This window comes from Streptomyces sp. DSM 40750, assembly GCF_024612035.1.
Lineage (GTDB): Bacteria > Actinomycetota > Actinomycetes > Streptomycetales > Streptomycetaceae > Streptomyces.
In genome coordinates this window covers 5,065,380-5,076,530 of the sequence record NZ_CP102513.1, presented here as the reverse complement: position 1 = coordinate 5,076,530, position 11,151 = coordinate 5,065,380, and the positions used below count along the sequence as shown (strand labels likewise).

The window sequence follows — 11,151 nt, the reverse complement described above, 5'->3', positions numbered from 1 at the left end:
GCACAGGACACCGCCCCCCTCTCCGGCCGGAGAGGGGGGCGGTGTCAGTCGGGTCCCGGAGCGGGTGGGCCGGTCACCAGATTCCGCACTGGTGGATCCACTCGCTGTCGAGCACGTTGCCCTGGGTGTCCCGGACCTCGACCGTGTATTCCCAGCCCGAGAAGGGCTTGTAGTCGGTCTCCCAGGTCCCGTCGGCCTCGACGACGAGGGTGTCCTGCGGCACCTCCAGCCAGTCGCCGAGGTGGCGGACGATGATCGTCTGGCCCGGCGTGTAGCCGCTGCCCCACGCGATCACCGAGTACAGATCGCAGTCCAGGTAGCCGTCCGTGTACAGCGCCTGCGCCTGCGCCGACGTCGGGGCCTGGGCCGGGGCGGCCGAGGCCTGGGCCGGGGCCGCGGCGATGCCCGTCAGGGCCAGCGCCGCCGCCGTGGCGACTCCGGCCGCCTTCAGGGTGCGAAGCATTCCGAGAACTCCTTCGTCAGGATGTCCGAGGGGAGTGTGCGCCGTCAGCGGGTCACCAGATACCGCAGTAGCTGTAGTCGGAGCCCAGCACCGTGCCCTGGGTGTTCTTGACCGTGACGTAGTACGTGGTGCCGTGGCCGCCCCCGTCGTGGTGGGTCGCCCAGGTGCCGTCGGCCCTGACCGTCAGCGTGTCGCTCGGCAGGGTGTCGTCCGGCCCCCCGAAATTGTCGTCGATCTCATGCTCGACGATGATGGTCTGGCCCGGCTGGTAGCCCAGGCCCTCCGCGTCGACCTCGGCGTAGTCGCAGTCTTGATGGGCCGAGGTCACCAGTGCCGACGCCGTCGCCGGGGTCGCGGCGACGCCCGTCACGGCCAGTGCCGCCGCCGTGGCGACTCCGGCCGCCTTCAGGGTGCGTAACATCCGAGAACTCCTTTGTCGAGATTTCGGGAAAGCGTGCGCCGGGATCGTAAACCCGCTTCCGGAATGCACGGACAGGGCCGGGTGAAATGCGATGGATTGCGGCCGGTGAAGAACTGTGCATCACCTGCGACTTTCACTGGTCGCTTAAGGGCCTTCCCGGGGTTCCGCCGCGAACCTAGTCTCAATTCCTGTCCGGCCTTTGCGGCCCAACTTGACGGAAGAGGCGCGCATGCTCAACAGAGTCGTGATCGTGGGAGGCGGTACGGCGGGTTGGATGACCGCCTCGTATCTCAAGGCCGCTTTCGGCGAGCGGATCGATATCACGCTGGTGGAGTCCGGGAAAGTCGGAACCATCGGGGTGGGGGAGGCCACTTTCAGTGACATCCGGCACTTCTTCGAGTTCCTGGGGCTCAAGGAGAAGGACTGGATGCCGTCCTGCAATGCCACGTACAAACTGGCGGTGCGGTTCGAGAACTGGCGCGAGAAGGGCCACTACTTCTACCACCCGTTCGAGCAGATGCGTTCGGTCAACGGCCATCCGCTGACCGACTGGTGGCTCCAGCAAGGTCCCACCGACCGGTTCGACAAGGACTGCTTCGTGATGGCCTCCGTCATCGACGCCGGGCTCAGCCCGCGCAGGCTCGACGGCTCTCTGCTCGACACGCCGTACGACGAGCACGCGGATGAAATGCAGGGCCTGACGATGTCCGAGCATCAGGGCAAGACCCAGTTCCCGTACGCCTACCACTTCGAAGCCGCGCTGCTGTCCAAGTACCTGACGACGTACGCCGTGGAACGCGGCGTCAGGCATGTGATCGACGACGTCGAAACGGTAGACCTCGACGAGCGGGGCTGGATCAGCTCGGTCAGGACGGCCCAGCACGGTGACTTCACCGGGGACCTGTTCATCGACTGCACGGGCTTCCGCGGCCTGTTGCTGAACAAGGCCCTGGAGGAGCCGTTCATCTCCTACCAGGACACTCTGCCCAATGACAGTGCGGTCGCGCTCCAGGTCCCGATGGACATGGAGAAGCGCGGCATACGCCCCTGCACGACGGCCACCGCCCAGGACGCCGGCTGGATCTGGACCATCCCGCTGACGGGCCGGGTCGGCACCGGCTACGTCTACGCCAAGGACTACGTCTCCCCCGAGGAGGCCGAGCGCACGCTGCGCGAGTTCGTCGGTCCCGCGGCGGCCGACGTCGAGGCCAACCACATCCGGATGCGCATCGGCCGCAGTCGCAACTCGTGGGTGAAGAACTGTGTCGCCATCGGGCTGGCCAGCGGGTTCGTGGAGCCGCTGGAGTCGACCGGGATCTTCTTCATCCACCATGCGATCGAGCAGCTGACCAAGAACTTCCCCGGCTCCGACTGGCACCCCACCCACCGCGACCGGTACAACGACGCCATCGCCCATGTCATGGACGGTGTGCGGGAGTTCCTGGTCCTGCACTACGTGGCGGCCAAGCGGGCCGACACGCAGTACTGGCGCGACACCAAGACGCGCCCGGTTCCGGACGGGCTCGCCGAGCGCATCGAACGGTGGCGCACCCAACTGCCGGACAGCGAGACGGTGTTCCCGTACTACCACGGGCTGCCGCCGTACTCGTACATGTGCATCCTGCTCGGCATGGGCGGCATCGACCTGAAGCCGTCGCCCGCGCTCGCGCTCGCCGACCCCGGTGCGGCGCATCGGGAGTTCGAGGCGATCCGGGAGAAGACCGAGCAGTTCAGCAGGACGCTGCCCACGGCGTACGACTACTTCACGCAGGTGCGCTGACGCCGTCGTGACGTGTCACCTCCGAAGACCGTGGCGGGGCCGCTGTGCGGGCCCGCCACGGCAGGCCTCCCCCGGGCGGCCGTCACCGGCAGAGAACGGAGCGCGATGAGCGAATCGACCATCGGGACACCGGTCTCGGCGACCCCTGACGATTTCCGGACGCTGATGAGCGGCTTCCCCACGGGGGTCGCCGTCGTCACCGCGACGGACACCGACGGCGCGCAGCGCGGGATGACCTGTTCGTCCCTCTGCGGGGTGTCGCTGGAGCCGCCGGTCCTGCTGGTGTGCCTGCGGGGCGGCAGTCCCACGCTGGACGCGGTGCTGTGCTCCGGGGCCTTCGCGGTGAACCTGCTGCACGCGGACGCGCGGCCGACGGCCGAACTGTTCGCCTCGGGCGATCCGCACCGCTTCGGCAAGGTCCCCTGGGAGGCGGGCCCCCAGGCCGCGGGACCGCATCTGGTGCGGGACGCGCACACGGTCGCGGACTGCGGGGTGCTGTCGGCGCAGCCGGTGGGCGACCACGTGACGGTGTACGGGGAGATCCGCCGGGTCACCCGGCGAGGTGACCGGATCCCGCTGCTGTACGGCCTGCGGCAGTTCCGGCCATGGCCGGAGCACTGACCGCCGCCGTGTGGTGGCGCAGTCGGCCGCCGAGCAGCGCCAGGCCCAGGGGCGTCACCGTGTGCAGCACCTTGTTCCGTACCCGGCGCGTGGTGATGAGCCCCGACTGGCGCAGTACGGCGGTGTGCTGGCTGGCGCCCGCCGAGGAGATCCCCAGGCGGGCGGCGAGCTGGCTGGTGGTGCAGGCGGACGTCGTCAGCACCCGCAGCGCGGCCGCCCGGGTCTGGCCGAGCAGGGCTCCGAGCGCCTGGACGTCGAGCTCGGGGCCGACCCACAGGTCGGCGGCCCGGGTGCCGGCCAGGGGGGCGGCGAAGACGAGCGCCGCCATACCGGTGTCCCGCTCGCACTCGACGACCCGGCCGACCTTGCCGGGCAGGAAGACGGAGGGGCACAGCAACAGGCCCCGGCCGTCGAGGTGGATCTCGCGGTCGGGGCCGTCGGGTATCTCCAGGACCGAGCCGGTCCACACGATTCTGGGGTGCAGGGTGGCGAGCAGTTCCTCCACACCGCCGGCCATGACGATCCGGCCGCGTGCCTCGCACTCGGCTTCGAGCCGTGCGCCGATGCGGTCCCAGTACGGGGCGACCGCCGCCCGCCACACGTCCAGGGCCAGCCGGGCCGCGTCGGCGCGGGGCGGCCCGAGGGGCGGCCGACCGCTCGCGGGCGCCGCCCGTTCCAGCAGGAACAGCAGGTCGTCCGGCGCGTCGACGGTGCGCGGCAGCGGGGCCGGCGGCGACCAGGACGCGGCCTGCCGAAGCTGAAGCAGGCGGCGATGGCCCTCGCCACGCCATCGCGCGTAGTCGGCCTGGCCGGATCCGGCCAGTACACCGAGCGCGAAGACGCCCTCGGCGACCGGGCCGAGCGTGCTCCGCAGCCGGGTACGTGCCAGATCGCCGACGGTGAAATGAACTCTCTGCATGTTCGCCCCCGTGGGTGGTGGTCCGGAAGAGACGTCCACCGACTCCCCGTCCCGGCGCCGCGGCAGGCGGTCGCCGGGCGGAAGTCCGTACCGGTGAGCGGGCCGCCGACGGGCGGCCCGCTCGGGCCTGTCCGGCGGATCAGGGTCGGACAGGCTCTGGGTCAGAAACCGGGCGCCGAGGCCGGGGCCCGGAGGGTGCCGAGGTAGGGGTGCCACAGATGGCTGGGGTTGTTCTCCACCTCCGCCACGATCTCCCGCATCGCCGCGAGAGCCTTGGGTTCCTCCCCGTCGTAGACGTCACCCTGCAGCATCTTCAGCACGTCGATGCGGTAGCGCGGGTCCTGGACGAAGGCGGTGAACAGGACGTTCAGGCGGTAGTAGATGGAGATGAACTCGTACCAGTACTTCACCGCACGGCGGAGCTTGGTCTCGTAGGTCTCGAAACGCTTCTTGGCGAAGTCGCCCGCCTCGTGCGCCGCGACGATGTCCTGGGCGGCGATGCGCGCGCTGTTGAGGGCGACGCTCACACCGCTGGAGAAGATCGGGTCGACGAATCGTGCCGCGTCCCCGATGAGCACGAAGCGGTCGCCGCAGATCTGCTTCATCGCGTAGCTGTAGTCGCCCTCGGCCTTGAACTCCCGGACCCGCTCCGCGTTCTTCAGGGCGTCGTGCAGTTCGGGGCGGCTGGAGACGAAGTCCCAGAAGAACCCCTCACGGTCCTTGGCCGCGGCGGCGAAGCGCTTCTTCTGCGTGACCACACCGATGCTGGTGATCGTGTCGGTGATCGGGATCTGCCACAGCCAGGTGTCCTTGATGGGCAGGAAGTGCACGAAGATGTGGTCCACCTGGGCGGCGTCGGCGGCGATCGCGTTCCGGTCCAGGCCCTCGAACCAGGTGTGGACGGCGTACTGGTCGAAGACCGGGTCGGCGACCTTCACCTTGAGCTGCCGTCCGAGCAGCGTGCCGCGGCCGGAGGCGTCCACGACCATGCGGGCGGTGAAGTCCGCCTCCTTCGACGCCAGCCGGACGGTCAGCCGCACCGACTCGGGGTCGGCGAAGTCCACCTTCAGGACCCGGGCACCGCCCAGGACGGTGGCGCCCTGTTCGTCGGCGTGCCTGAGCAGGATGGCGTCGAACCTGCCGCGGTCCACATGGAAGGTGTAGTCGCGGTCGACACCCGGCTGGTTGCGTTCCACGAACGCGATGTCGGCGGTCCAGCCGTGGCTGAGGCCGCTGTATCCCATGCGGGGTATGTCCCGTGACTCGGCGGAGGTCCACGAGGCGCCGTACTTCTTCGGGAACCTGGCCTCGTCGATCTTTTCGAGGGCCCCGATCTCGTGCAGCACGGGTGTGGTCGCCGGGACGAGCGACTCACCGACGTGCGGCCGGGGGAATGTCTCGCTTTCGAACACGACCACGGAGAGGCCGGCCCTGGCGAGATACGAGGCCATGGTCGAGCCGGCCGGCCCGCCACCGATGACCGCGACATCGAAGTCCGCCTTCATGCCTTCTCCTTCTGGGCGCCGGCGTCCAGCGACAGCTCGTGCAGCATGCCGGCGATGGTCCGGATGTCCTTGAAATGATCGATGTCGATCTTCGCGGGAGAGACGTACAGGCCCAGCTCGTCACGGATGTAGGTCAGCAGGAGCGCGACCCGCAGCGAGTCCAGGACGCCCGACTCCATGAGCGGGGAGACGTCGTTCAGTTTCGCCTGCTCTTCGCCCTGGAGGAATTCCTCTCCAATGAACTTGACGAGCGCGGAAACGTAATCCTCTTCGGTCATCGGTTCTCGCTTTCTGTGTGGTGCCGGGGATTTCATGTGGTGCCGTTCGGCGAGGGGTGCTCGTCCCACTCCAGTGCCTCCGCCATCAGATCCTCCTGCGACATCTGATCGATCTCCGCGCGGACCTCTGTCTCCACCACCTCGGCCAGTTCGGCGACGGTGCCGCCCTCGAAGACGGCTCGGGTGGGAAAGTCGATGTCGAATGCCTGCTGGATTTCCGCGATCAGCCGGATCGCGAGAATCGAGTTGCCGCCGCTGCGGAAGAAATGGCTGTGCGCGCCCGCGCGGACTCCGAGAAGTTCCTCGAAGATCTCCGCGATCCGCTCCTCCACGACACCCCGCGGTTCGACGAGGTCGTCCGCCGCCGCCTCCCGCGGTTTCGGCAGCGCGGCCCGGTCGAGCTTCCCGTTGGCGTTCAGCGGGACCCGTGCGATCGGCGTGAACGTACGGGGGACCATGTAACCGGGGAGCCGCTCGGCCACATGGGCGGCGAGCTCCTCCCGGGTCTCCGCGCGTTCCGGCACCCCGGGGGCAGGTACCCAGTAGGCGGCCAGACCGGTGTTGCCGTCCGCGTCCTCGACGGCCGTCACGACCGCTTCCGCGACGGCGGGGTGTGCGTCGAGCACGCTCTTGATCTCGCCGAGCTCGACCCGGTAGCCGCGGATCTTCACCTGGCTGTCGCGCCTGCCGACGAAGTCGACGTGGCCGTCGGGCAGCAACCGGACCACATCGCCGGTCCGGTAGAGCCGTGCCCCCGCCGGACCGTACGGGTCCGGTACGAAGCACGCGGCGGTCAGCTCGGGGCGAGCCGCGTAACCACGGGCCACACCCAGGCCTCCGACATACAGTTCGCCGACGACACCCGTCGGTGCCGGGCGCATCAGATCGTCGAGGACATGCATGGTCACGCCCGGCAACGGCCGCCCGATGGGCACCGATTCACCGCTCACGGGAGCGGTCACCGGGTAGACGCAGGTGCCGACGGACGCCTCGGTGGGCCCGTACTCGTTGATGAGCCGTCCGGCGCCCAGCGTCCGCGCCCACTCGTCGGCCCGGCGCACCGGCAGCGCCTCCCCGGCCACCACGATCACCCCGGCCAGCCCGGCCAGCACCTCCGGATCGAGCTGCCGCGCGAGGATCTCCATGTGCCCGGGAGTCAGTTTGAGGAAGGAGAACGGCGCGGCGGACCGGAGCCGGGTGCCCAGCTCCGCCAGATCCAGATCCTGCGGCAGCAGATGCGTCGGCAGGCCCGCGAGCAGCGGAGCCCAGAGGTTCGGCACCACGAGGTCGAAGGCCACCGACGAGAACACCGCGCCGCCGCCGGTACCCCGGGAGGCCAGCTCCTCGACCGCCCAGCGGACATGGTTCGCCAGTCCGCGATGGGTGATCTGCACGCCCTTGGGCCGGCCTGTGGAACCGGAGGTGTAGATCACGTACGCCGGCAGGTCCAGATCCCGGCCCAGCCCCGGGTCCAGGTGCGCCGGACGGGCCGGCGGTGAGCCCGGCTGCGCCGCGATCAGGTCCGCGTCGTCGTCGGTGGCCACGAACCGTCCGGGGAAGACATCGGCGAGTCGCTCCCGGTGCTCGGACCGCGTCACCACCACCCGCGCCCGCGCGTCGGCGAGCACGCCGCCGACACGGTCCACGGGGAAGGACGGATCCAGCGGAAGATAGGCGGCGCCGGCCTTCCACACGGCGAGCAGCGTCACCGGCAGGTCGATGCCGCGGTCGAGCAGCACACCGACCACCGATTCGGGCCCCACACCGAGACCGCGGAGCAGGTGGGCCAGCTGGTTCGCCCGCGTGTCCAGTTCGGCGAAGGTCGCCGTCGCGCCGTCGGCGACCAGCGCCGTGGCGTCGGGCACGGCCGCGGCCCGCGCCGCGAACAGCGCCGGCACCGACGCCGTCACGTCGGGCGCCGGGGTGTGGTTGTGCCGCCCCGGCGCGGACAGGGCGAGTCGCTCGTCGTCCGGCAGCAGGTCCAAGGTGTCGAGGCGCCCGAGCGGCTCGGTGACGACCGACTCCAGCAGCTGCCGGAAGTGGCCCGCGAGCCGCTCCACGGTGGCGCGCTCGAACAGCGAGGTGGCGTACTCCAACGCGCCGACGAGGGTGCCGTCGGGCTGCCCGCGCATGTAGAGGGTGAGGTCCGTCTTCGCGATGGACGACACCTCGGTCACGGCGTCGAGCTCGTCGGCGTCGGCCGCGGAGCCGGTGAGTTCCTCGCCGTGGTAGTCGAACGCCACCTGGTAGAGCGGCGTGCGGGACAGGTCGCGCTCGGGCGCGAGTGCGGCGACCAGTTCCTCGAAGGGCAGTTCCTGGTGGCCGAAGGCGTCCTTGCAGACTTCCCTGACCCGCTCCAGCGCCTGCTCGAAGGCGAGCGATCCGTCCAGCGGGCAGCGCAGGACGAGACTGTTGAGGAAGAACCCGACGACGCCTTCGATCTCGGGCCGCTCCCGCCCGGCCACCGGGGTCCCGATCGCCACGTCCCACTGACCGGTGTACCGGGCCAGCAGCGTCGTGAACGCCGTGAGCAGCACCATGAACGGAGTCGCGTCACCGCGCCGCCCCAACTCGGTGAGCCCCTCCGCGATGTCGGCGGGCACGGTGAACGTGACGACCGAACCGCGGGCGTCCCGTGCGGGGGGCCGCGGCCGGTCGGTGCGCAGGGCCAGCGGAGCGGCCCCGTCGAGCACCGTCCTCCAGTGGTCGAGCTCGCGCGCCACGACATCCTCGGTGAGCCGCTCGCGCTGCCAGACCGCGTAGTCGGCGTACTGCACGGCCAGCTCGGGCAGTTCGGGGCGGCGGCCGGCGCGCAGCGCGCCGAGGATCTCGTGGAACTCCTCACGCAGGACGGTCGCCGACCAGCCGTCGCCGACGATGTGGTGCATCAGCAGGACCAACGTGCGGTCGGCGGCCTCGGCGGTGGGGCCGGTATCGGGTTCGCTGATCAGCAAGGCGCGGGCGACGGGGCCGTGTTCCAGGTCGAATCCCTCGGCGGCGTCCCGCTCGACGAGTTCGCCGACCCTTGCCCGCGGGGCCGTGACGGTGCGCAGCGTCATGGGGCCGGGCGGATCGATGAGCTGGGACGGCTCTCCGCCCTGGCCGCCGTCCGCCACGAACCGCGTACGCAGCGCTTCATGACGTGTCGTCAGTTCGTCCAGGGCGCGCCGTACCAGCGGTTCGCCGTCGGTGGCGGGCACCCGAAGGAAGAGGCCGGTCACCCACTCGCGGCTGCGTGGGTTGATCCGGTCCAGCAGCCACAGTCGCCGCTGGCCGAGCGAGAGCGGCAGGCCGCCGGTGCGCGGCACCGGGCGCACCGCGGGCGCTTCGGCCCGCTCCGTGCCGTCGTCCTCCACGGCGATCAGGCGGGCCTGCGCGGCGACGGTGGTCGCGCGGAGCAGCCGGGGCAGTTCGATGTCCCGGCCGGTCGCGGCGCGCAGCCGGTTGGCGAGCCGGGTCAGCTGGAGGGAGGAGCCGCCCAGTCGGAAGAAGTCGTCGTGCACACCGATGTCCTCGGCGTGGAACAACTCCCGCCACAGCCCGGCGACCAGCCGCTCGGCGTCCGTGGTGGGCACGGCCTCCGGGTTGCCCGTCGCATCGGGGGCGGGAAGCGCCAGCCGGTCCAGCTTGCCGCTGGACGTCCTGGGGAACGACGCCATCTCGACGTACACGGAGGGCAGATGGCTCTCCGGCAGTCGCCCGGCGAGGAACTCCCGCAGCGCCTCGGGGGCCGTCGGGGCCTCGTCCGGACGGCTCAGCAGATAGGCCGCGAGCCGTGTGTCGCCCGTCGGCGTCTTGTACGAGGTGACGGCAGCCTCCCGGATGCCCGGGTGGCCGGCCAGGGCGGCCTCGACCTCGGCGGGCTCGATCCGGACGCCGTTGATCTTGACCTGGTGGTCCGTGCGCCCGAGGTATTCGAGACTGCCGTCGGCCCGCTGCCGTACGAGGTCGCCGGTCCGGTAGAGCCGCCCGCCGGGCGGGCCGAACGGGTCGGGCACGAAGCGCTCGGCCGTGAGCCGGGCCTGGCCCAGATAGCCGTGGGCCAGCCCGATGCCACCGAGGTACAGCTCCCCCCGGTGGCCGGGCTCCACGGGATGTCCGGCGGGGTCGGCGACGACCGTGCGGATACCGTCGACGGGCGTGCCGATGGGCACCGGACCGGAACGCTGGATCGGGTCGAAGCGGTGACCGGTGACCTCGTTGGTGCACTCGGTGGGACCGTAGGTGTTCCACACCTCGACCTCGGCCCCGCGGTCGCCCATGGCCCGCAGGAAGCGCTGAACGAGTTCGGCGTGCAGCTGTTCGCCGCCGGAGGAGAGCAGCCGGAGGGTGGCGCAGTCCCGCCAGGCGGGCTCGTCGACCAGCATGCGCAGCACCGACGGCACGACCTGAAGGACCGTGACGCGGTGCTCGTTGACCGTGCGGACCAGCAGGGCGGGGTCCCGCTCGGCACCCGTCGGCGCCATCACCACCGTGCCGCCGCCGGCCAGCGGTGCGAAGATCTCCCAGCCGGCGGCGTCGAAGGTCAGGGGCGTCTTGTGCAGGACGCGGTCGCCGGGGCCGAGGCCGTGGGCGCGGACCCGCCAGCCGACCTGGTTGGCGAGACCCTCGTGGCTGATCACGACGCCCTTGGGCCGCCCGGTGGAACCGGAGGTGTGGAGCACGTACGCGGGATGCGCACCGGACACCGCGACCGCCGGGGCGTCCTGCGGCAGACCGTCGAGTGCCCTGGCGTCGGCGTCGAGCGCGACCGTCCGCACCGCCGAGCCCTCGAAGCGCTCGGCCGTGTCCGGCCCGGTCACCACCACCGCGGCCCCCGTGTCCGCCAGTACGGCGGAGGTACGGGCCGCGGGGTGGCCGGGGTCGAGCGGCACATAGGCCGCGCCGGTCTTCCAGACGGCCAGCAGGGTGACGGCGAGGCGGGTGCCCCGGTTCAGGAGGACGCCGACCGGCGCGTCCGGTCCGGCCCCCGTACGTAACAGCAGGTGCGCCAGCCGGTTGGCGCGGCGGTCCAGCTCGCCGTAGGTCAGCGCCCGCCCCCCGGCCACGACTGCGAGGGCGTGGTCGGACGACGCGGCCCGGCGCGCGATGACTTCGTGGAGCGGCTCCGCCGCGAACGGATTCGACGGGTGGTTCATCAACTCTCCCAATGGCTCGGCAGTGC

General features: G+C 70.8%; 8 protein-coding genes. 2 read left to right on the top strand and 6 right to left on the bottom strand.

What is annotated here, in order from left to right; translation table 11 throughout:
- Positions 1-73: 73 nt before the first annotated feature.
- Positions 74-463: a hypothetical protein gene (locus JIX55_RS22635; RefSeq protein ID WP_257565127.1), complete on the bottom strand. Its 390-nt coding sequence runs from the start codon at positions 461-463 to the stop codon at positions 74-76.
- Positions 464-515: 52 nt separating this feature from the next.
- On the bottom strand, positions 516-884 hold the full coding sequence (locus JIX55_RS22630) for a hypothetical protein (protein ID WP_257565126.1): 369 nt from the start codon (positions 882-884) through the stop codon (positions 516-518).
- Between the two features lie 229 nt (positions 885-1,113).
- Between JIX55_RS22630 and JIX55_RS22625 the strand changes: the two genes are divergently transcribed.
- Positions 1,114-2,664, top strand: coding sequence for a tryptophan halogenase family protein (locus JIX55_RS22625; RefSeq protein WP_257565125.1), 1,551 nt, complete (start codon positions 1,114-1,116; stop codon positions 2,662-2,664).
- A 105-nt stretch (positions 2,665-2,769) separates the two neighbouring features.
- On the top strand, positions 2,770-3,285 hold the full coding sequence (locus tag JIX55_RS22620; RefSeq protein WP_257565122.1) for a flavin reductase family protein: 516 nt from the start codon (positions 2,770-2,772) through the stop codon (positions 3,283-3,285).
- Here JIX55_RS22620 and JIX55_RS22615 read toward each other — a convergent pair.
- From JIX55_RS22615 to JIX55_RS22600, 4 genes are all read right to left on the bottom strand, one after another.
- On the bottom strand, positions 3,215-4,204 hold the full coding sequence (locus JIX55_RS22615) for an ArsR/SmtB family transcription factor (RefSeq protein ID WP_257565121.1): 990 nt from the start codon (positions 4,202-4,204) through the stop codon (positions 3,215-3,217). The two genes, JIX55_RS22620 and JIX55_RS22615, sit on opposite strands and share 71 nt — an antisense overlap.
- Positions 4,205-4,365: 161 nt before the next feature.
- A complete protein-coding gene (locus JIX55_RS22610) occupies positions 4,366-5,709 on the bottom strand; it encodes an NAD(P)/FAD-dependent oxidoreductase (protein WP_257565120.1) in 1,344 nt (447 codons plus the stop codon).
- The gene (locus JIX55_RS22605) at positions 5,706-5,987 is read right to left on the bottom strand and encodes an acyl carrier protein (protein WP_257565119.1); all 282 of its coding nucleotides are present in this window, start codon (positions 5,985-5,987) and stop codon (positions 5,706-5,708) included. Before JIX55_RS22605 ends, JIX55_RS22610 begins: the two co-directional genes overlap by 4 nt.
- A 32-nt stretch (positions 5,988-6,019) precedes the next feature.
- The gene (locus JIX55_RS22600; RefSeq protein ID WP_257565118.1) at positions 6,020-11,125 is read right to left on the bottom strand and encodes a non-ribosomal peptide synthetase; all 5,106 of its coding nucleotides are present in this window, start codon (positions 11,123-11,125) and stop codon (positions 6,020-6,022) included.
- Between the last annotated feature and the right edge of the window lie 26 nt (positions 11,126-11,151).

Bases quoted from the DNA above. Each gene is read 5' to 3' on its own strand.
- JIX55_RS22635 (WP_257565127.1), bottom strand. From the start codon at position 463: ATGCTTCGCACCCTGAAGGCGGCCGGAGTCGCCACGGCGGCGGCGCTG.
- JIX55_RS22630 (WP_257565126.1), bottom strand. From the start codon at position 884: ATGTTACGCACCCTGAAGGCGGCCGGAGTCGCCACGGCGGCGGCACTG.
- JIX55_RS22625 (WP_257565125.1), top strand. From the start codon at position 1,114: ATGCTCAACAGAGTCGTGATCGTGGGAGGCGGTACGGCGGGTTGGATG.
- JIX55_RS22620 (WP_257565122.1), top strand. From the start codon at position 2,770: ATGAGCGAATCGACCATCGGGACACCGGTCTCGGCGACCCCTGACGAT.
- JIX55_RS22615 (WP_257565121.1), bottom strand. From the start codon at position 4,204: ATGCAGAGAGTTCATTTCACCGTCGGCGATCTGGCACGTACCCGGCTG.
- JIX55_RS22610 (WP_257565120.1), bottom strand. From the start codon at position 5,709: ATGAAGGCGGACTTCGATGTCGCGGTCATCGGTGGCGGGCCGGCCGGC.
- JIX55_RS22605 (WP_257565119.1), bottom strand. From the start codon at position 5,987: ATGACCGAAGAGGATTACGTTTCCGCGCTCGTCAAGTTCATTGGAGAG.
- JIX55_RS22600 (WP_257565118.1), bottom strand. From the start codon at position 11,125: ATGAACCACCCGTCGAATCCGTTCGCGGCGGAGCCGCTCCACGAAGTC.